Genomic DNA, 19761 nt, shown 5'->3' with positions numbered 1-19761 from the left:
AGGCGCGGTGCCGTCCGGGCGCTCGGCCCACCGCCGACGGGTGGTCCGGCCCGGCGGGACGACCTGTGGACGGGCACGCGGGTTGTCGGTCGTGACGGCTACCCTTGTCGCGTGGTCACCGCCCTGTATCGCCGTTACCGGCCCGAGAACTTCGCCGAGCTGATCGGGCAGTCGCAGGTCACCGACCCGCTCCGCACGGCGCTCCGCACGAACCGCGTCAACCACGCCTACCTGTTCAGCGGGCCCCGTGGCTGCGGCAAGACGACCTCGGCCCGCATCCTCGCGCGCTGCCTGAACTGCGCCGAGGGCCCGACCGACACCCCGTGCGGCGTCTGCCCGAGCTGCGTGGAACTCGCCCGCGACGGCAGCGGTTCGCTCGACGTCATCGAGATCGACGCCGCGAGCCACAACGGTGTCGACGACGCGCGTGACCTGCGCGACCGTGCCGTGTTCGCCCCGGCTCGCGACCGCTACAAGATCTTCATCCTCGACGAAGCGCACATGGTGACGCCGCAGGGCTTCAACGCACTGCTCAAGCTGGTCGAGGAACCGCCGGAGCACGTCAAGTTCATCTTCGCGACGACCGAGCCCGAGAAGGTCATCGGCACCATCCGGTCGCGCACCCACCACTACCCGTTCCGGCTCGTCCCGCCCGCGGTGATGCTCGAGTACATCGAGCAGCTCTGCACGCAGGAGTCCGTGTCGGTGGCCCCCGGCGTCCTGCCCCTGGTGGTGCGTGCCGGCGGTGGATCCGTCCGTGACACCCTGTCGCTGCTCGACCAGCTGATGGCCGGCAGCGAAGACGGTGCGATCGCCTACGAGCGTGCCGTGGCCCTGCTCGGCTACACCGACGCCGCCCTGCTCGACGACGTCGTCGACGCCCTGGCCGTCGCCGACCCGGCGTCCGCGTTCGCCGCGATCGACCGCGTCGTGCAGACCGGACAGGACCCCCGCCGCTTCGTCGAGGACCTGCTCGAGCGCCTGCGCGACCTGATCGTCGTCGCGGCGACGAACGAGAGCGCCGCCGCCGTCCTGCGCGGGGTCTCGCCGGAAGAACTCGACACCATGAGCCGCCAGGCCGGGGTCTTCGGCGCGACCGGGCTCTCCCGTTCCGCCGACATCGCGAACCGGGCCCTCACCGAGATGACCGGCGCGACCTCGCCCCGGTTGCACCTCGAGCTCATGACGGCCCGGATGCTCGTGCCCGAGGCCGACGACACCCAGCGCGGAGCCCTCGCCCGCGTCGAGCGCCTGGAACGTCGTGTCGGGGTGGGCGACGTTGGCGGGCACGACGCCGGTGGACACCAGGCCGGCGCCGGCGAGCAGTCCGCTCCCGCCGTCGCCGCTGCACCGCGTCGTGAGCAGCCGGCAGCCGCGGCTCCCGCAGCGCCTGCTCCCTCCCTCGCCCCGACGCCCGCTCCGGCAGCGGCGCGTGCGAGGCCCGAGCGTCCCGTCGAGCAGCCCGCCGCGCCGCAGGCCGACTCCGGAGCCGTGGCCCGTGACGCCGCAGCGTCGTGGGCAGCGGTCGCTCCGAGCACTCCTGGAGCGCCCGGACAGACCTCGACCGAGCCCGCGAAGCCCGAGCCCTCGAAGCCCGCGGCCGAGCCGGTCAGCCCGTCGTCCACCGGTCAGGGCACGACGATCGGTGACGAGCCCGCCGTCCGGACCGTCGGTGCCGTCGGCTTCCAGCAGATGCGCGACTCCTGGCCGCAGATCGTCGAGCACGTGCAGCACGCCAAGCGTTCGGCGTGGTCGGTGGTCGTCACGGCGCAGGTCACCGCGCTCCGCGACGACGTGCTGACGCTGACGTTCCCGAGTCAGCAGGACGTCGCCTCGTTCAAGGAGATGTCCGACCCCTCGGCGAGCGTCAGCGAACTGCTGCGCGCCGCCATCGTGGACGTCCTCGGTCTGCGCGTGAAGTTCGTCGCCCGCGGGCCCGGACAGCAGCAGCGTCCCCAGCAGCAGCAGCAGTCGGCTCCGGCACAGCAGGCCGCACCGGCCCAGCGTCCGGCCTCCGCTGCGCCGGCGCCCGCCGCCGCCGCGACCCCGACCCCGACCCCGACCCCAACGCCCGAGCCCGCAGCACCGGAGTCCCCGGCACCGGCATCCGCTGGTGAGCCCACGCCGACGGCTGCCCCTGCCGCGGAGCCGAAGGCCGCGTCGGCAGCACCCGAGCCGAAGGCAGCCCCGGCGCCGACGGCAGCGCCGACCGCGTCCGCCCCGCAGCGCGGCCAGGCACCGGCCGAACCGACCCCCGCTCCCTCGGGAGCGCCGGTGACGGACTGGGCGGTCGCGACGATCCCCGCCAGCGACCCCACCTCCGACGCCGTCCCGGAGTCCGTCGAGCCCAGCTGGGCAGCACCCTTCGGCACCGTGCCGGCGTCCGCGCCGGTCGCCCCCGCCGAGACGAGCACGCCCCAGCCGGCCGAGTCGGCACCGTCGGCCGCACCCGCGCGACCGGGCGCTGCCACGGCCGGGCAGCCCGACGGCCCGACCACCCCGGGTCCGCAGGCGGCGTCCGGAGCGGGAGCCGTGCCTCCCGGCGGTCCCGTCGTGCCGGGCGTCCCGGTCGACGACTACCCGCTCGACGACGAACCGTACGACGACGGCGCCCCGTTCCCCGACCCGGGGATCGGACGCGTCGCAGCGCCAGCAGCACCCGCAGCCGCCGCGCCGGCAGCCCCCACGCAGCAGGCCGCCCCGCAGCGTGCGGCCCAGCCCGCCGCCGCTCCCGCGCGCACCGCACCGCCCGCACGCCGCGCCCCGGTCGCCGGCCGGTACGGCGAGGCCGTCGTGCGTGAGATCCTCAACGCCCAGTTCATCGAGGAGACCGCTCTCCACCAGGACGGTGCCTGATGTACGACGGGATCGTCCAGGACCTCATCGACGAGTTCGGTCGCCTGCCCGGCATCGGCCCGAAGTCGGCGCAGCGCATCGCCTTCCACATCCTGCAGACCGAGTCGTTCGACCCGAGCCGGCTGTCCGAGCTGCTCGCCGACGTCAAGGAGCGGGTCCGCTTCTGCGAGATCTGCGGCAACGTCACCGAGAACGTCCAGTGCAGCATCTGCCGCGACCCGCGCCGCTCGCCGGCGACGATCTGCGTCGTGGAAGAGGCGAAGGACGTCGCGGCGATCGAGCGCACCCGGGAGTTCCGCGGGCTGTACCACGTTCTCGGCGGGGCGATCAGCCCGATCGACGGCATCGGTCCGGACGACCTCCGCATCCAGCAGCTCATGACGCGCCTGGCCGACGGCACCGTGGCCGAGGTCATCATCGCGACCGACCCCAACCTCGAGGGCGAGGCGACGGCGACCTACCTCAGCCGGCTGCTCGTCCCGATGGGCATCCGCACCACCCGGCTCGCGTCGGGGCTGCCGGTCGGCGGCGACCTGGAGTACGCCGACGAGGTCACGCTCGGTCGTGCCTTCGAAGGGCGCCGCGTCGTCGGCGGCTGACCGCCACGCAGGATCCTTGCGTCGGGGCCCGCTCGCACGCAACATCCCCGAAACACCGACTACCATTGTGAGACCGCGAGACCTCGCGGTGTCGCCGTCTCCGGGAGTACCAGCCAGTGGCCTTGATCGTGCAGAAGTTCGGTGGTTCATCCGTCGCGGACGCCGAGAGCATCAAGCGCGTGGCGAAGCGGATCGTCGAGACGAAGAAGGCCGGCAACGACGTGGTCGTGGCGGTGTCGGCGATGGGCGACACCACCGACGAACTCGTCGACCTGGCGCACTCCGTCACGCCGATCCCCGCCGGCCGTGAGCTCGACATGCTCCTGACCGCGGGGGAGCGCATCTCGATGGCGCTGCTCGCGATGGCGATCAAGAGCCTCGGGGTCGAAGCGTCGTCCTACACCGGCAGCCAGGCCGGCATGCTCACCGACGCCCAGCACGGCAAGGCCCGCATCGTCGACGTCACCCCGAAGCGCGTGCGCGAGGCGCTCGACTCCGGCCACGTCGCGATCGTCGCCGGGTTCCAGGGCTTCAACCGCACCACGGGCGAGATCACCACGCTCGGCCGCGGCGGCTCGGACACCACCGCCGTCGCCCTCGCCGCAGCACTCGACGCCGACGTCTGCGAGATCTACACCGACGTCGACGGCATCTTCACCGCCGACCCCCGCGTCGTACCGAAGGCCCGCAAGGTCGACCGCGTCACCAGCGAGGAGATGCTCGAGCTCGCAGCCTCGGGTGCCAAGGTCCTGTACATCCGCGCCGTCGAGTACGCCCGGCGGCACGGCGTCACCCTGCACGTCCGGTCCTCGTTCAACAACAACGAGGGCACCATCGTCTACAACCCTGCCGAGGGGGAAACCGTGGAAGAACCGATCATCACCGGGATCGCCGGAGACCTCTCCGAGGGCAAGATCACCGTCGTGGGGGTCCCGGACCAGCCGGGCAAGGCCGCCGAGATCTTCACCAACGTGGCACGCGCCGGGGCGAACATCGACATGATCGTCCAGAACGTGTCGGCGGCGTCGACCGGGCGGACGGACATCTCGTTCACCCTGCCGAAGGACCAGGGCCAGACCGTGCTGACGGCGCTCGAGGTCGCGAAGGCCGACATCGGCTACGAGAGCATCCAGTACGACGACCAGATCGGCAAGCTCGCCCTGGTCGGCGCCGGCATGCGCACGAACGCCGGCGTCTCGGCGCAGCTGTTCCGCGCCCTGCACGATGCGTCGATCAACATCGAGATGATCTCCACGTCCGAGATCCGCATCTCGGTCGTCACCCGCGCCGACACCCTGAACGAGGCGATGCGCGTCGTGCACAGCGCGTTCGGCCTCGACGCCGACGCCGAGGCCGTCGTCTACGCCGGCACCGGCCGCTGACGCCCGCCGACCCGTCGATCCGCTGAACCACCAGGAGCACCGCATGAGCACCCTCACCGTCGCCGTCGTCGGCGCCACCGGCCAGGTCGGCGCCGTGATGCGTCGCCTGCTCGAAGAGCGCGCGTTCCCGGCCGACCGGGTCCGCTTCTTCGCGAGCGCCCGTTCCGCCGGCACGACGCTGCCGTTCCGCGGCGAGCAGATCGTGGTCGAGGACTCCGAGCTCGCCGACCCGTCCGGCATCGACATCGCGCTGTTCTCCGCCGGGGCCACGGCCTCGCGGGCCCTCGCGCCGAAGTTCGCCGCCGCCGGGGCACTCGTCGTCGACAACTCGAGCGCCTGGCGCATGGACCCCGACGTCCCGCTCGTCGTGAGCGAGGTGAACCCGCACGCCATCGACCAGGCGCCGAAGGGCATCATCGCGAACCCGAACTGCACGACCATGGCGATCATGCCGGTGCTCAAGGTGCTCGACACCGAGTCCGGGCTCCGCCGACTCGTCGCCACGACCTACCAGGCGGTCTCGGGTTCCGGGCTCGCCGGGGTCGAGGAACTCCTGGGCCAGGCGAAGGCCGCGCTCGAGCAGGACACCGCGGCGCTGACGCACGACGGATCCGCCGTGACGTTCCCCGAGCCCGTCAAGTACGTCCGCCCGATCGCCTTCGACGTCGTGCCGCTCGCCGGCAGCATCGTCGAGGACGGCCTGGGCGAGACCGACGAGGAGAAGAAGCTCCGGAACGAGAGCCGGAAGATCCTCGAGCTCCCCGACCTGCTCGTGGCCGGCACCTGCGTGCGCGTTCCCGTGTTCACCGGGCACTCCATCTCGGTGCACGCCGAGTTCGAGCGTCCGCTCTCGCCCGAGCGTGCGACCGAGATCCTGTCGAGCGCACCCGGAGTCGAGCTCTCCGACGTCCCGACCCCGCTGCAGGCCGCCGGCCAGGACCCGGCGTTCGTCGGCCGCATCCGCGCCGACCAGTCCGCGCCCGAGGGCCGCGGCCTCGTCCTGTTCGTCAGCAACGACAACCTGCGGAAGGGCGCCGCGCTCAACGCGGTGCAGATCGCTGAGACGATCGTCGCGCGCCGCTCCGTCGACGCGTAGCGCGCCCCGAGCGCGACCAGCAGACGGACAGGAGGCCCGTGGCGACACCGCCACGGGCCTCCTGTCCGTCTGTCGGGTGCCGCCGGTAGGATCGACGGGTGGCAGAGCAGCAGGTGGACCCCATCGACGTCGTCCTGATCGGCGGAGGCATCATGAGTGCCACGCTCGGGGCCATCATCCACAAGCTCGAGCCCAGCTGGAAGATCCGCGTGTACGAGCGGCTCGGCACGGTGGCGCAGGAGTCCTCGAACCCGTGGAACAACGCGGGCACCGGGCACTCGGCACTGTGCGAGCTGAACTACACGCCGGAACTGCCGGACGGTCGCGTCGACATCGCGAAGGCCGTCACGGTGAACGAGCAGTTCCAGGTCTCGCGGCAGTTCTGGGCGCACCTCGTCGAGACTGGTGTGCTGCCGGAGCCGTCGAACTTCATCAACCCCACGCCGCACATCTCGTTCGTCTGGGGCGAGGCCAACGTCGCCTACATGCGCGCCCGGTACGAGGCCATGCGGGACCACCCGCTCTTCGCGGGCATCGAGTTCTCGGACGACCCGGCGCAGATCCGGAAGTGGGCACCGGCGCTCATCCCCGGCCGCAAGAAGGACCAGCCGATCGCGGCGACCTACTCGGCAGCCGGCTCGGACGTCGACTTCGGGTCGCTCACCCGCCAGCTCTTCGACCAGCTCGAGATCGACGGTGTCGAGTTCGAACCCTCGCACCAGGTCACCAACCTGACCCGCTCGAAGGTGTCCGAGGGCTGGGTGCTCAACGTGCGCAACGAGATCGGCCGGTCGACGCAGCGCATCGCCGCGAAGTTCGTCTTCGTCGGCGCCGGTGGCGGAGCCCTGCACCTGTTGCAGAAGTCCGGCATCCCGGAGATCCGCGGCTACGGCGGCTTCCCGGTGTCGGGCGAGTTCCTGCGCACCGACGACCCCGAGGTGGTGCAGAAGCACTCCGCCAAGGTCTACGGCAAGGCCAGCGTCGGTGCCCCGCCGATGTCGGTGCCGCACCTCGACACCCGCATCGTCGACGGTGGGTCGTCGCTGATGTTCGGGCCGTACGCCGGGTTCAGCCCGAAGTTCCTGAAGCAGGGCTCGGTCCTCGACCTGTTCCGCTCGATCCGACCGCACAACCTCCGCCCGATGCTGAGCGTCGCGTTCTCGAACTTCGACCTGGTCCGCTACCTGGTCGGCCAGCTCCTCGCGTCGAAGCACACCAAGTTCGAGGCGCTCCGCGACTTCATGCCGAGCGCCGAGCCCGAGAACTGGCACCGCATCACCGCGGGGCAGCGCGTCCAGGTGATCAAGCCCGACAAGGACAAGGGCGGTGTGCTGCAGTTCGGCACCGAGGTCATCACCGCCGCCGACGGCTCGATCGCCGGCCTGCTCGGAGCGTCGCCGGGTGCCTCGACCGCCGTGCCGATCATGCTCACGATGCTGCGCCGGTGCTTCCCGGACCGGTGGGACAGCTGGCAGGACGACGTCAGCGCGATGGTGCCGACCTACGGGCAGGACCTCGGGGACGACCCGGCTCTGGCCGACGCCACGCTCGAGCGCACCGCGAAGGTGCTCGGCCTGCACCACTGAGGCCTGTCGTGGCCCGCGCCGGTTTGCGGTCTGTTCGAACGTGTGTTCGAATGGCGGCATGCGGTGGAGTGGACAGGCGATCGACGCCGAGCAGAGCGACGCGCTGCCCGGGATGGAATCGAACAGCGGGTTCGTCCGGAGCGTGACGACGCCCGAGTTCGCCGGGGTGACCTTCCACGAGGTCCTCGCGAAGAGCGCCCTGAACCGGGTGCCGAGCGCGGACGGGTCGGGCACGTACGGCTGGACGATCAACCCGTACCGCGGGTGCAGCCACGCCTGCGTGTACTGCTTCGCCCGCCCGACCCACACCTACTTGGAGTTCGACGGCGGCGCCGACTTCGACCAGCAGATCGTGGTGAAGACGAACGTCGCCGACGTGCTGCGTCGTGAGCTCGGCAAGCCCTCGTGGGACCGCCACCCGGTGGCGCTCGGCACGAACACCGACCCGTACCAGCGGGCCGAGGGGCGGTACCGGCTGATGCCCGGGGTGATCGAGGCGCTGGCGGAGTCGCGCACCCCGTTCAGCATCCTGACGAAGGGCACGCTGCTGCGCCGAGACCTGCCGCTGCTGGCCGAGGCGGCGAAGGTGGTGCCTGTCGACCTCGCGATGTCGATCGCCGTGTACGACGACTCGCTGCAGCAGTCGGTCGAGTCCGGCACCCCGACGACGTCGGCCCGGCTGGCGACCGTGCGGGCCATCCGCGACGCGGGGCTCGACTGCGCCGTGTTCCTGATGCCGGTGCTGCCGTACATCACCGACACCCGGGCGCACCTCGACGACGCCATCGGTCGGGCGACCGCGGCCGGCGCGACGAGCATCATGTACTCGGCGCTGCACCTGCGGCCGGGCGTCAAGCCGTGGTGGTTCGAGTGGCTCGGCCGCGAGCGACCCGACCTGGTGCAGCGGTACCGCGCGATGTACCTCGACAACACCTACGCGCCGAAGGACTACCGACTGTGGCTGTCGGAGCGCATCCGCCCGATCCTGGCGGCGCACGGGGTCGGACTGGGGCGAGTGGACCCGGCGACGGGGTCGATGGGCTTCTCGGAACCGCGGACGCTGCAGCCGGGCGTGCCGCAGGGGCTGGGCACGGGCGGGCCGCAGGCGCTGCCGCAGGAGCAGTCGGTGCCGACGGTGTCACCGCTGAAGCGCGCCGACCCCGGGTTCGACCAGCGGCTGCTCCGGCCGGCTCCGGCGCAGACGCTGTTCTGAGGGGCGTCCGTCCGGGTCGTGTCCGGTCCACGTTCGGGGGACAGCAAGACCCCGGTCCGGGCCGCTATCATCGTGCGGGTCGCCGCACGGCCCCGGATTCGGGGTACACGGCCGCTGCTCCGGTGGTTGGATCGTGGACGGCGCCCTCGCCACCCGGAAGGATCCACCTCGTGCTCGGCATCCCCACGCACCTCGCACCGCGAGTGAACGCGTGGTCGACCGTGCGCGCATTCCACGCCGGCGCCATCGGCTCGCTGTTGGCCGCGGCCATCACGCTCGTGCTCTACGGCCTGTCCGAGCCCGGGGTGCAGGTCGTCGGCACGGCGCTGGCGGTCGTCCCGATGCTCGCCATGATCGGCGTGCACGTGCAGTTCGGCAACCGCGTCTCGGCGATCGCCTTCCTGGCCGTCGGCGGTGTCTGTGCCTGGTGGTTCGCCGTCGGGGTCCAGCAGCAGGTGCCGACCGGGTGGGTGACCTCGTACCTGATGTCCCTCGTCGTGATCCCGCTCATCCTGGTCGGGGGAGCAGGCGCCGTGCCGAGCCGCGTCGTGCTGTGGTCCTTCGTCGGCTTCCTGACCGGACGACTCGCCACGTGGATCGCCATCGTGCAGGCCGATCAGTCGCCCCGTCCGCTCATCCTCGCCTGGGTCACGCTGGGCTTCGTGGTCGCGCTCGTGCTCTTCACGACCCGCAGCACCGGGCGGAGCGAACGGGTGCAGCCCGAGCTCCTGCGTTCTGCCCGTGAAGAACACGTGTCCGCGTACCGCGCGGGGGTCGAGGCCGAGGCGTCCGCGATCCTGCACGACACCGTGCTCAACCACCTCGGCGCGATCGCCCTCGCGCCGGACGGCCCGATGGACCCGCACCTCGCCGAGACGGTCGACGCCGACGTCGCGGTGCTCACCGGCAAGGGGTGGCTCGCGCCGGCCGCCCGCCCGCGTCCCGGGGCCGCGGCCGAGGCGTTCGGCACCATGGTCGACGAGCACCGGACGCTCGGGCTCGACGTGACCGTCTCGGGTGACACCTCCGCGCTCGAGCGCCTGGACCAGCGTGCGCTGTCGGCGGTGGTCCGGGCCGTCGGCCAGTGCCTGGCCAACGTGCGGAAGCACGCGGGGACCGACGCCGCAGAGGTCAGCGTGTTCGACGACAGCGCGTCCTGCACCGTCATGGTCGTCGACGACGGTCGTGGGTTCGACGAGGACGCCACCGGAGCCGACCGGATGGGCCTCCGCGGTTCGGTGCGAGAGCGGATCGGCCGGGTCGGCGGTGACGTCCAGATCTGGTCGTCGCCCGGTTCCGGCACGAGCGTGATGATGACCGTGCCGTACGGACCGGTCACCGGCGCGGTCACCGTGCCGGCGGTCAGCGACGGCCGGGGGACCGAGCGATGACGGCGGCTCGGCAGCGCGGGTCCCGCCGCACCGCGCAGCAGTACGACCCGCTCGGCGCGATGGGGTCGCGACCCCTGGCCGTCGTGCTCGGGGCCGGCAGCGTCGTCTGGGCCCTGCTCGTGTCGATCTTCGACCGCGACGTCGTGGGCAGCCCCACGCTCAGCGCCCTCACCGTGCTGCTCGTCGCGGCCTCGGCGGTGGTGGTGCTCGCTGCCTCGAGCCCGTTCCGTGCGCCCTTCCCGCGCTCGGCGTTCGTCGCGCACGTCGGGTTGCTCGGCCTGGCGTCGGTGACGAGCGTCGCCGCGCAGTGGGGACCGGACCGCAGCGCCCTGAACGACTTCATGTCCCTGATCACCGCGACCGGCATCGTCATGGTCGCGCCGTACCGTCCGTGGACCGACCTGACGATCGGCGGGCTCGTGCTGGCCGCGGTGAACGCCGTGACCTGGGGTGCCGGTGCTGCGGAGTTCCCGCACGAGGTGCCGGTCGCCGTCGCGGCGTTCCTGGCCGCGGCCCCGACGCTCGTGCTGACCGCCGCGTCCGCGGTGTTCGCCTGGACCTTCGCGGGGCTCGCCGAACGGGTGCAGATCCGTGCCGGGTCGTACTCCGTCGCACGCGCCGAGCGGGACGGCATCGCGGCGAGCGTGCAGCAGGACCGCTCGACGATCCTGTCCCGCGACGTCGCCCCGTTCTTCGCCGAGCTCCGCACACGCGACGTCATCACCGACGCCGACCGTGCCCGTGCCCGCGCGATCGCCGACGGCATCCGCGCGTCCATGGTCGCCGACGCCGACCGCACCTGGTTCGAGCACGCCGTCCGGGTCGACGGCGGCCAGGCGCCGGTGGTCGACGACCCCGACGGCCTCATCGCGACGCTCGACACCGACCAGCGGGCGGTCGTCCGCACGTTCGTCCGTGCGGCCCTCCGTGCCTCGACCGTCGACCCGGCCGGCTTCCGCGCGACGGTGCGACGAGCGGACACTCCGGCGGGCCCGGCGCCCCAGGCCCGCCCGGCGGACCACGCGGCCCCCGCGGCCCGGGCAGCCCTGGCGGCCCGACCCGCGCAGGCACCCGCACCCGCTCGTGTGTCCGTCGAGATGGAGCTCGCCGTGGCGGACTCCGACATCGGCATCCACCGCACCTTCGACCCCTACTTCGCCGTCCTCCGCGTGACGTTCCCCGACCTCGACGTCGCGGTCCGCCCTTCCGCCCTCGCACTAAGGTTCTCCTATGACCAGCACTGACCCGAACAGGCTCTCGGAGGGGTCGCCGTCCCTCCCGAACCCGGGAGCACGACGTGTGCGGCTGGCCATCCTCGACGACCACGAGGTGCTGCTGGACAGCCTGTCGAGCTGGATCGCGGTGAACGCGTTCGACTTCGACCTGGCCCTGACCGCGCACACCTGGCTCGAGATGGTCCACAGCGACAGCTTCCCGACCGACCTGGTGTTCCTGGACTTCCAGCTCAAGGAACCGGTGTCCATCGAGGCCCGTGTCCGCACCTGCCGTGCCGCCGGGGCGAAGGTCATCGTGCTCTCGAGCGTCGACAGTCGCGAGTCCCGCGACCGCGCCCTGGCCGCCGGCGCCGCGGCGTTCCTGTCGAAGTCGCTCCCGATGCGCGAGGTCATGGACGTCGCCCGCGAGATCATGGGCGTCGCCCGCGAGACCCCGCAGCCCCGTGAGTGGCGTCCGCTGCCGACGGGTGCCGCCGCGCACCAGCGGCCGAAGCTCAGCGCCGGCGAGGAAGAGGCGCTGCGGCTCTACGTGTCCGGCTACTCGACGAACGAGGTCGCCGCGCAGATGAACGTGCAGTACGAGACCGCCAAGACCTACCTGCGTCGCGTGCGCGAGAAGTACAGCAAGGTGGGCCGCCCCGCCTCGAAGAAGTCCGACCTCATCCGTCGGGCCGCCGAGGACGGGTTCCTCGCGTAGTGGCGAAGCTCTACTTCCGCTACGGCGCGATGAACAGCGGCAAGAGCACGGGCTTGCTGCAGGCCGCCTACAACTACGAGGAGCGCGGGCACCGGGTGCTGCTCGCCAAGCCCGCGGTGGACACCAAGGGCGACCGTGAGATCGTCTCCCGCCTCGGCGTCACCCGGACCGTCGACATCGTGTTCTCGCCGGACGCCGACGTGCGCCAGGCGGTGACCGCCGCCGGGGCCGTCGACCCCGAGTCGGACCGCCTGGACGGCATGGTGCGGCCCGTCAGCTGCGTGCTCGTCGACGAGGCGCAGTTCCTCACCCCGCGGCAGGTCGACGACCTGCTGCGCATCGCGGTGCTCGACGAGATCCCGGTCATCACCTACGGCATCCGCACGGACTTCCGCACCGAGGCGTTCCCCGGCAGCGCCCGCCTGCTCGAGGTCGCGCACTCCCTCGAAGAGCTGAAGACCATCTGCCGCTGCGGCCGCAAGGCGGTCTTCAACGCCCGGACGGTCGACGGCCGGTTCGTCTTCGACGGCTCCCAGGTCGCGATCGACGGCGTCGACGTCGCCTACGAGTCGCTCTGCGCCAACTGCTACCTGACGGAGTCCGGCGGCCGCCTCGACGGCGCCTGACCGCTCGTGCCGGCTGGTGACGACACGCGCTCGGATTCGTAGAGCGGTCGCGTCACGTCGGGTGATGCGCCCTGATCGCGTCCGCCCGCCGGTCACGACACCCCGCTGGGGTTCGCCGACCGGTCACGCCGCGTTGGCGGTGCGTCCGTCGAGCGACCGGACGTGACCGGTCTGCGAGCCGCGCGCGGCACGTCGTGACCGCTCGGCGTCCGAGACGGAACCGAAAGGCGGCCGGGAGGCGCGGCGCGGCCCCGCCACGGGCCTCCCGGTCGCCGTGCCGCGCGTCCAGGGCGCCCCGCATGCGTCAGCCGGGTGGTCACGAACTGTCGCTGCCGTCGCGTCCAGCCGACGGCTGTTGACCTGTCGGCGACCGTGCGACGGCACGTCCTGACCGCTCCACGTACCGGTCTCGGGTGGAATGCACGTGCGTCGACGCGCGTTGGTGACCACATGACCGACGACACCCTGCACCTGTCCGTCCTCGACCTGGCCACCCGCGAGTACGGCCAGTCCAACACCGAGGCCCTGCAGGGGTCCATCGACATGGCCGTGCACGCCGAGCAGCTCGGGTACGAGCGGTTCTGGGTCGCCGAACACCACGGGATGCCGGGCATCACGTCCTCGGCCCCGGCGGTGCTGCTGAGCGCCGTGGGCGCGGCCACCTCGACCATCCGCATCGGATCCGGTGGCGTCATGCTGCCCAACCACGCGCCCCTCGTCGTCGCCGAGCAGTTCGGCACCCTCCGTGCGCTGTACGGCGACCGGGTCGACCTCGGGCTCGGGCGCGCTCCCGGCACCGACGGTGCGACGGCGATGGCCCTCCGCCGCACGGACCGACTCGACGTCGACGACTTCCCGGACCGCCTGGCCGACCTGATCGGGTTCTTCACCGGCATGGGCGCGGAGAACCCGCTCGCCGGCATCCGCGCCGTTCCGGGCTACGGCGACGTGCCGGAGTTCTGGCTGCTCGGGTCCTCCGGCTACAGCGCCCAGGTCGCCGGTGCGCTCGGCATCTCGTTCGCCTTCGCCCACCACTTCGCGTCGGACAACACCGAGGCGGCACTCGCCCTGTACCGCGATTCGTTCCGTCCGTCGCGCTTCCGCCAGACGCCGAACGCGCTGATCGGTGTGCAGGTCGTCACCGACGAGGACCCCGCCGTCATCGACGAGCAGAGCGCCCCGGGCATGATCTCCTTCATCCGGATGCGCTCCGGCCGGAAGCCCGAGCCGGTGTCGATGGACGAGGCGCGCGCGTACGAGTTCAACGACCTCGAGCGTCGGTTCATCGCGGCCCGCACCGAGCGTCAGGCCTACGGCAACGCCGAGCAGGTCGCGGAGAAGATCAACGCGCTCGTGGCGTCGACCGGGGCGAACGGCGTGATCGTCGCGCCCGGTGCCGCGCAGGCACGGTACCGGCACCAGGCGCTCGACGTCGTGGCCGGGCTGCACGCCGCCGGCAAGCTCGTGCCCGCGGGTGCGTCGGTCTCCGTCTAGGTCGCTTCGTGAGCAGGAATGGTCGGGTGTCCGCTGGGCACCCGACCATTGCTGCTCACGAAGTTCCGTGGCGCTTCAGCTGAGCAGGCCCAGGCGCGTGGCTGCGGCGACCGCCCCGACGCGGGAACCGACGTCCAGCTTGCGGAAGACGTTGTAGACGTGCCGCTTGACGGTGCCGATCGCGAGCTGCAGGTCGGCGGCGATCTCGGCGTTGGTGCGCGCGGCGGCGAGGAGCCGCAGGACCTCGAGCTCGCGGTCGCTCAACGGTGAGCCGGCTCGGGCCTCGGTCACCAGGTCGACGGGGAACGTGACGGGTGCCGCATCGGCGTGGGCTGCGCGGGCGATCCGGTCGACGAGTTCGCGGCTCGGGGTGTCCTTCGTGACGAAGTCGACCGCGCCGGCATCGAGCAGGGTGCGGCGGAGGACGGCATCCCGGTGCATCGTGAGCACCACCACCCGGATGTCCGGGCGGGTGCGGCGAACCGTGGCGATCGTCGTCCGTGCAGGCGGGCCGTCCAGCTCGACGTCGAGCAGCAGGACGTCGATCGCGGCGGCCTCGGGGGAGTCGAGCACCTCGGCCGGTCGCTCGCCGTGCGCCACGACGCGGATCGTGGGTACCGCGGCCAGGATCGTGGCGAGTCCTTCGCGGAAGAGCCGGTGGTCGTCGACGATGGCGACGTGGGTGACGGTCACAGGGTGCCACTCGGGATGGTCAGGCGGACGGTGGTGCCGTGGTCTCGGCTGCCGCGGACGCTCTCGACGTCGAGCCGGGCGCCGATCACCGCGGCGCGTTCGCGCATGGTCTGCTGGCCGAGTCGGCCGTCGGCGTCGCTCTGCACGTCGAACCCCGGTCCGTCATCGGCGACCGTCACCACCAGTGCTGCGGGGGACCACGCGAAGCGCACCGAAGCCGTCGAACCGGGAGCGTGCTTGCTGCGGTTCGTGAGCGCTTCGAGCAGGATCGTCAGCGCTTCCTCGGCCTGCCAGTTCGGCAGGGGACCGGCCACACCTGTCGACTCGATGGACAGGAGGTCGTCGTCGGGGAACAGATCGCGCACGTGCCGTCGGAGCGCGTCGTCGAGCAGGGCATCCCCGACCCGGGCGTGCAGGCTCACTGCGAGGTCCTGGACGTCGCCGAGTGCGCTCCGGAGCAACCGCGCTGCGTCGTCGAGCTGATCGGCTCGTTCGTCCGCCGGCGGGTCCGTCAGCAGGACGAGGTCGAGGCGCTGCAGCCCGGCGAGGATGCCGTGGGCGACGCGGTCGTGCAGGTCCCGCGCGATCTGCGTGCGGGAGTCCAGGTGCGCCGTGGTGAGGCGTTGGCGCAGTGCCTCCGTGTACGCGACCGCCCCGGCCGGGAACCGGCTCCAGATGCCGGCGTGCAGGGCCCTGGTGGCGCGCAGGACCTCGGCGGTGGACGCCGCGCCGACCTCGTCGACGAAGACGGGCAGGTAGGCGTCGAACAGCATCTCCGCCGCGAGCATGGCGCCGGCCGGGTGCTGGGCGTGCTCGGCGTGCAGACTGCCGGTCGCCAGGTGCTCGGGGTCGAGGAACGCGTGGCTCACGACGCTGCCGTCGGTTCCCGCGGCGTAGCGCTCGTGGGCCTCGGCGATCATCGACGAGACGTTCTCGGTCAGGCTCTGCGCCAGCGCCGGGTCGTCCGCGATGTCGGGGAACTCGGCGGTGATCGCGGCGAGCACGGCGGCGAGGGGATGGTCGTTCTGCATGGCGCTTGCGAGCGTAGCGGGAGGGGCTGCTCGTGATGGGGCGGGGACCGGCTGACTGGGTCGTGCGACCCATCGGGCGGCCGAGATGCACCCGGGGAAAGCAGAAGGCCCTGGTTCCGGAGAACCAGGGCCTTCTTCGTACTGTCTCAACACAGTGTCGGGGTGACAGGATTTGAACCTGCGACCTCCTCGTCCCGAACGAGGCGCGCTACCAAGCTGCGCCACACCCCGCGGTGTGATCACTCCGTACCGGAGCAACCAGACAATACTATCCGATGATCGGGGATGCTCACGACCATCCGGTGAACTCCCGGGCGCGTCGGCTCAGGAAGCCCGTGCGGTGAGGGTGACCACGACGGCCTCGGGCCGGCAGGCGAACCGGACGGGCGCGTAGATCGAGGTGCCGAGACCGGCCGAGACCTCGAGCCACGACCAGTGGTTGCGGTGCTCCCACTTGTGCAACCCGCTCGCGTACCGGCGGGGGAGGTCGCTGTTCGTGACGAGCGCGCCGACCCCGGGGACCGCCACCTGACCGCCGTGGGTGTGCCCGGCGAAGATGATGTCGGCACCCTGGGTCACGAAGGCATCGAGCACGCGACGGTAGGGCGCGTGCGTGACACCGATCGCGACCGGAGCGGGGCCGTCCTCGTCCTCGGACCACGGCACGTCGCTGCGCATCTCGTCGACGTTGGTGGGGAGCAGGTCGAGGCGGTCCCAGTCGCGGTGCGCGTCCGAGGTGCCGAACAGCTCGAACCGGGAGCCGCGGAGTTCGATCGCGTGCGCCTGGTCGTTGAGGTCGAGCCAGCCGAGCGACTCGAAGAACGCCGTCTGCCGATCGATGTCGAGACCGACGGGCTCCGCAGCCTTGTGCATCCGGCTCGGCCCCGAGAAGTACTTGAGCGGGTTGCGCGGGGACGGCCCGAAGAAGTCGTTCGACCCGTAGGCGAAGACACCGGGCACCCCGCGGAACGGCTCGAGCGCGTACTCAACAGCAGCGTTCGCGGTCGCGTGGCCGAGGTTGTCCCCGGTGTTCACGATGAAGTCCGGTTCGACCAGGCTCAGGTCGCGCAGCCACTGCTGCTTGTCGGCCTGCCACGGGGCCATGTGGATGTCGGAGAGGTGCAGGACGGTGACGTCACGGGAACCGGGCGGGAGCACCGGGACGGTCTCCCACCGGATCCCGAAGCGACGACGCTCGACGAGCGAGCCCCACGCCGCCGAAGCAGCTCCGACGGCCGCGCCGGCAGCGAGGACGCCGAGTGCGGTGCGACCGCGGGTCACTTGCAGTCCTTGGGCGCCTTGCCGTTCTTGTCGCCGTAGAGCTGGATCGTCACGTTGTCGTTCTTGTTCGCCGTGGCGTTGATCGCCGGCTCGACCGCGGCGACCTTGCAGGTCTTGCCACCGCCGCCCTTGGCGTAGCTGTCGGCGAGGTTGACGCTCGTGAACCCGGCATCGTTCAGGGCCGAGCGGGCGTCCCCGAGGGAGTCGCCGCCGATCTCCGGAACGGTCGCCTGGGTGCCGTCCGACGTGTAGACGGTGACGCTCGAGCCCGAGGACAGGAGCGCACCCGCCGCCGGGGACGTCGAGGTCACGGAGCCGGGGTTGCCCGGGCCGGGGCGCGCCCCACCGTCGACGTAGGTGAACCCGGCGCCCGAGATGGCCGCGCGGGCCTCGTCCGCCGTCTTGCCCTGCAGGTTCGGCAGTGCCTTGGCGTTGCCGCGGATCGCGTTCTGCTGCGGGTCGGTGAACGGGCCAGCGGGGTAGATCGCGTTGATCGGGGTCATCGCCTCGCGCCAGACCTTGGCGCGGTCTCCGGCGTACGTTCCGCCGACACCATTGCTGTAGTGACGGAGGTTGTTCTTCTTGCCGTCGGTGTTGCCCTGCCAGTAGGCGGTGGCGACCCGCGAGCTCGCGCCGACGAGCCAGATCTGGTCAGCCTCGTCGGTGGTACCCGTCTTGGCGAACAGCTGGGTGCCGTCGGGCGTCTGCGCGCCCACTGCCGTACCGCTCCTGATCGTGCCCTTCATCGCGTAGATCGCTGCCTGGGCGAAGGCCGGATCAACGGCCTGCTGGCAGTCCTTGGTCTGGCCACCGAGCTTCTTGCCGGACGGCGAGGTGATCTCGTCGATGGCGATCGGCTTGCAGTAGATGCCGTTGTTCGCGACGGCCGCATAGGCCGCGGCCATCGTCATCGGAGCGATCTCGTTCGTGCCCAGGATCGCGGAGGGGTTCTGGTACTGCAGCTCTCCGCCGTCCGCACGGTGGACACCGAGCGACTGCGCGATGTCACGGATGTCGCAGAGATCGAGCTTCTGCGCCATCGAGGCGAACGCACCGTTGATCGACCCCGCCGTGGCTCCCATAACGCTCCAGTTGCCGCCCTCGCCGGGAGCGTCGTTGGACACCGGGAAGGGGGTTCCGACCGTCTGGCCACAGATGGTCCAGGGGGACACCGTTCGTTCGGCACCGCTCACGGTCTCGTTCAGGCCGTGTCCGGCCTTGACCCAGTCGAGCAGCGTGAACAGCTTGTACGTCGACCCCGTCTGGAAGCCGCCCGAGCTGCCGTACTTGTAGTCGACGCTGTAGTTGATGCTGGTCGACGTGGGTGCGGACTTCAGCGACTCGTCGAAGTCCTTGTTCTGCGCCATCGTGATGATGCGCCCCGAACCCGCCTCGATCGAGTTGAGCGTCGACCCCAAGGCCAGGTTCGTCTCGGCCTTGTTGTCGTAGGTGTTCAGCAGGCCCTTCTGCTCGGCGTTCAGGTCGATGTTCAGCGTCGTCTGGATCTTGTAGCCGCCGTTGCGCCACGCGGTGTCACGTGCCTTCTGCGACGAGCCGAGCTGCGACATCTCGAGTACGACCTTCTTGGCGTAGTCGCAGAAGAACTGCGAGCCGTCACCGACCGAGGACCGGCAGCCCTGCGAGGGCTGCGTCAGGTGCACGTAGTCCGCCGGCTTCGACTGGCGAGCCGTTCGGTACTCGGCCTCGGTGAGGTTCTTCTGGTCGTACATCGAACGGAGCACGACGTTGCGTCGGGCGACGTTGGCGTCGTACTTCTTCGGGCTCGACAGGTTGCGCGCCTCGGGGTACTGCACGATCGCGATGAGCGAGGCGGCCTCGGCCGGGGTCAGGTCGGTCGCGCTCTTGTTGTAGTAGTGCTGCGCCGCGGCCTGCACGCCGTAGGTCTGGTCGCCGAAGTAGGCGATGTTCAGGTAGGCGGTGAGGATCTCCTTCTTGGAGTACTTCTTCGCCAGCCCGATCGCGAGCTTCATCTCCTCCAGCTTGCGGGGGATGGTCTGCTCGACGGCCTCGTTGTAGGCCTTCTCCTGCTCCTTCTTGGTGGGGAGGTTCAGGGCTTCGTTCATCTTGATGTTGCGGACGAGCTGCATGGTCAGCGTCGACCCACCGCCCGAGTCGCCGAGGCCGCCCGCGATGCTGCCCACACCGGCGCGGATGAGCGACGTCATGTCGACGCCGCCGTGGTCGTAGAAGCGCTTGTCCTCGCCGTCGATCGCGGCGTTCTTCAGCTGGTCGCTGATCTGGTCGAACTTCAGCTCTTGGCGGTTCTGGTCGTACAGGGTGGCGAAGTGCACGGACTTGCCGCCCGAGTACGCGTACAGCTCGTTGCGCTGCGGCAGGTCACCGATCTCGATGTACTCCGGCAGGGACTCGAACACACCGATCGTGGACGTCGTCGTGACACCGGCGACGGCGATGGCCGGCGTGACGCCGATCGTGACGAGCAGGCCGGCGAGGGCACTGAACCCGACGAATCCGATGAAGGCGCCGACTGCTGAGACGGGCTTGGTCCGCGATGCAGACGTCTTCTGGGCAGACATAGGATGCAGCCTAAACGACACCC

At 71.1% G+C, this 19761-nt stretch carries 15 protein-coding genes and 1 tRNA gene; 11 read left to right on the top strand and 5 right to left on the bottom strand.

Annotated elements, in window-relative coordinates; translation table 11 throughout:
* The first annotated feature begins 111 nt into the window (after positions 1-111).
* From BIU91_RS08235 to BIU91_RS08185, 11 genes are all read left to right on the top strand, one after another.
* Complete coding sequence (locus tag BIU91_RS08235) at positions 112-2856, top strand: DNA polymerase III subunit gamma and tau (protein WP_071405016.1); 2745 nt, start codon at positions 112-114, stop codon at positions 2854-2856.
* A complete protein-coding gene (gene recR, locus BIU91_RS08230) occupies positions 2856-3455 on the top strand; it encodes a recombination mediator RecR (RefSeq protein ID WP_017888680.1) in 600 nt (199 codons plus the stop codon). Before BIU91_RS08235 ends, recR begins: the two co-directional genes overlap by 1 nt.
* A 116-nt stretch (positions 3456-3571) precedes the next feature.
* Positions 3572-4837 carry an aspartate kinase gene (locus BIU91_RS08225; protein ID WP_017888681.1) on the top strand — a complete coding sequence of 422 codons (1266 nt, stop codon included), beginning with the start codon at positions 3572-3574 and terminating at the stop codon, positions 4835-4837.
* A gap of 43 nt (positions 4838-4880) precedes the next feature.
* Complete coding sequence (locus BIU91_RS08220) at positions 4881-5933, top strand: aspartate-semialdehyde dehydrogenase (RefSeq protein ID WP_071405015.1); 1053 nt, start codon at positions 4881-4883, stop codon at positions 5931-5933.
* A gap of 98 nt (positions 5934-6031) precedes the next feature.
* Positions 6032-7519 (top strand): malate:quinone oxidoreductase, encoded by a 1488-nt coding sequence (locus BIU91_RS08215; RefSeq protein ID WP_084740886.1) that lies wholly within the window; start codon positions 6032-6034, stop codon positions 7517-7519.
* A 58-nt stretch (positions 7520-7577) separates the two neighbouring features.
* On the top strand, positions 7578-8732 hold the full coding sequence (locus BIU91_RS18505) for an Rv2578c family radical SAM protein (RefSeq protein WP_071405014.1): 1155 nt from the start codon (positions 7578-7580) through the stop codon (positions 8730-8732).
* Positions 8733-8902: 170 nt separating this feature from the next.
* Complete coding sequence (locus tag BIU91_RS18500; protein ID WP_071405013.1) at positions 8903-10123, top strand: ATP-binding protein; 1221 nt, start codon at positions 8903-8905, stop codon at positions 10121-10123.
* On the top strand, positions 10120-11367 hold the full coding sequence (locus tag BIU91_RS18880) for a hypothetical protein (protein WP_071405012.1): 1248 nt from the start codon (positions 10120-10122) through the stop codon (positions 11365-11367). The genes BIU91_RS18500 and BIU91_RS18880 overlap by 4 nt, the downstream gene beginning before the upstream one ends.
* A complete protein-coding gene (locus BIU91_RS08195; protein ID WP_035808846.1) occupies positions 11354-12055 on the top strand; it encodes a response regulator in 702 nt (233 codons plus the stop codon). Before BIU91_RS18880 ends, BIU91_RS08195 begins: the two co-directional genes overlap by 14 nt.
* Positions 12055-12681, top strand: a complete 627-nt coding sequence (locus tag BIU91_RS08190; protein WP_071247330.1) for a thymidine kinase — start codon at positions 12055-12057, stop codon at positions 12679-12681. Before BIU91_RS08195 ends, BIU91_RS08190 begins: the two co-directional genes overlap by 1 nt.
* 450 nt (positions 12682-13131) lie before the next feature.
* Complete coding sequence (locus tag BIU91_RS08185) at positions 13132-14175, top strand: LLM class flavin-dependent oxidoreductase (RefSeq protein WP_071405011.1); 1044 nt, start codon at positions 13132-13134, stop codon at positions 14173-14175.
* A 75-nt stretch (positions 14176-14250) separates the two neighbouring features.
* On the opposite strand, the gene BIU91_RS08180 is transcribed toward BIU91_RS08185, so the two are convergent.
* The 5 genes from BIU91_RS08180 to BIU91_RS08160 all read right to left on the bottom strand — a co-directional run bounded on the left by BIU91_RS08180 (position 14251) and on the right by BIU91_RS08160 (position 19738).
* Positions 14251-14868 (bottom strand): response regulator transcription factor, encoded by a 618-nt coding sequence (locus BIU91_RS08180; RefSeq protein WP_071405010.1) that lies wholly within the window; start codon positions 14866-14868, stop codon positions 14251-14253.
* A complete protein-coding gene (locus tag BIU91_RS08175) occupies positions 14865-15899 on the bottom strand; it encodes a histidine kinase (RefSeq protein WP_071405009.1) in 1035 nt (344 codons plus the stop codon). Before BIU91_RS08175 ends, BIU91_RS08180 begins: the two co-directional genes overlap by 4 nt.
* 157 nt (positions 15900-16056) lie before the next feature.
* A tRNA-Pro gene (locus tag BIU91_RS08170) sits at positions 16057-16130 on the bottom strand.
* A gap of 93 nt (positions 16131-16223) precedes the next feature.
* A complete protein-coding gene (locus BIU91_RS08165) occupies positions 16224-17180 on the bottom strand; it encodes a metallophosphoesterase (protein WP_071405008.1) in 957 nt (318 codons plus the stop codon).
* Positions 17177-19738: a transglycosylase domain-containing protein gene (locus BIU91_RS08160; protein WP_071405007.1), complete on the bottom strand. Its 2562-nt coding sequence runs from the start codon at positions 19736-19738 to the stop codon at positions 17177-17179. Before BIU91_RS08160 ends, BIU91_RS08165 begins: the two co-directional genes overlap by 4 nt.
* Between the last annotated feature and the right edge of the window lie 23 nt (positions 19739-19761).

It is taken from the genome of Curtobacterium sp. MMLR14_002 (assembly GCF_001864975.1).
GTDB classification, from domain to species: Bacteria; Actinomycetota; Actinomycetes; order Actinomycetales; family Microbacteriaceae; genus Curtobacterium; species Curtobacterium flaccumfaciens.
Note: the sequence above shows the minus strand (reverse complement) of the source record. Positions and strands in the feature narration are given on the sequence as shown.